This window comes from Starkeya nomas (genome assembly GCF_902703545.1).
Lineage (GTDB): Bacteria > Pseudomonadota > Alphaproteobacteria > Rhizobiales > Xanthobacteraceae > Ancylobacter > Ancylobacter moscoviensis.
In genome coordinates, this window is sequence record NZ_CACSAS010000008.1 from 1 (window position 1) to 1,013 (window position 1,013).

The 1,013-nt window shown below is 68.5% G+C and carries 2 protein-coding genes; both read right to left on the minus strand.

The genetic code is table 11. The annotated features are described in order from the left end of the window. A partial coding sequence (locus tag STARVERO_RS21725; protein WP_280178161.1) for a DNA-binding domain-containing protein occupies positions 1 to 661 on the minus strand: 661 nt, incomplete at its 3' end. Beyond that, on the minus strand, positions 658 to 1,013 hold a 356-nt coding region (locus STARVERO_RS21730), incomplete at its 5' end, for a DNA transposition protein (RefSeq protein WP_159602047.1). The genes STARVERO_RS21725 and STARVERO_RS21730, both read right to left, overlap by 4 nt.

Below are 1,013 nucleotides of genomic sequence, written 5' to 3' on the forward strand. Positions count from 1 at the left end.
GGACCGTCCAGCCCTGCGCCTTCGCGATCTTCTCAAGGTCGCGATAGACCTTGGCCGCGCTGCGCTCGGACTGCGTCAGGTAATTGTCCCGGAACCAGTCCCACGCCTCCTCGCTGTACTCGGCGGTCGCGAGCCGCCCCGCATGGCGCGGCTGGAGGTGCGGGAGCCAGTCGACGCGGGCGACGCCGGCGACGAGGTCCGCCCAGTTGTAGAGCGTGCGCAGCGAGACCTTCATCTCGGCCGCGACGTGCATCATCGCGACGTCCCGCTGCCGGCCGGCGGCGACGAGATCGGCGACCGCCTCAAGCGCGGCCAGCCGCTCGCGGGCCTTCTGCTGCCGCGCCTCGGGGAGCCGCTCGAACCAGTCCCACAGCGCGTCGCGCTGCAGGCCAGCCTTCTTCTCGGCGCGGGCGTCCTTCGCCACCTCGCGGCGCTGCGCCAGCATCAGCTTGCGCTTGGCGCGGGTCGGCAGCACGTCGTAGCGGTACTCGTAGCCATTGCCCTTGCGTCGCCAGACACCGTCCGGGTTCGCTTCGGACCACTCCCGTGCCGGGTCGCGCCAACCGTCGTCATCCGCCTTGCGGGCGATATGTTCGCGACGCTTCGGAAGGTCGGGAAGCTTCAGATCAGCCAGTTCGGCGGGAGAAAAGAACTCTTTCACAGCACGCCCCCGCGCTTGAGCTGGCGCCGGTTCGCCTCTATCTCGCGATCCATCTCGGCCCGCTTTTCCAGCCGCTCCGCCAGCTCGATCGCCGGCAGGTAGCGCTGTTCGATCACGGTCCAGCCGAACTGGGACGCGATGAATTCGAGCAGCCGCCGGTCGCCGGTCGCCTCGATCAGGGCGATGAAGCGGACGATGTTGATGATGTGCTCGCTGCGCGCCTCCGAGGCGTAGGCATTGAGCATGTGGCCGCTGATCTGCTCGTCGAGATACGCGGTCATCCGCGCCGCGATCTCGTCGCGGTCGTGGCCCTTCAGCGATTGCGACACGGCCTTGGAGATCGACGCCCCGA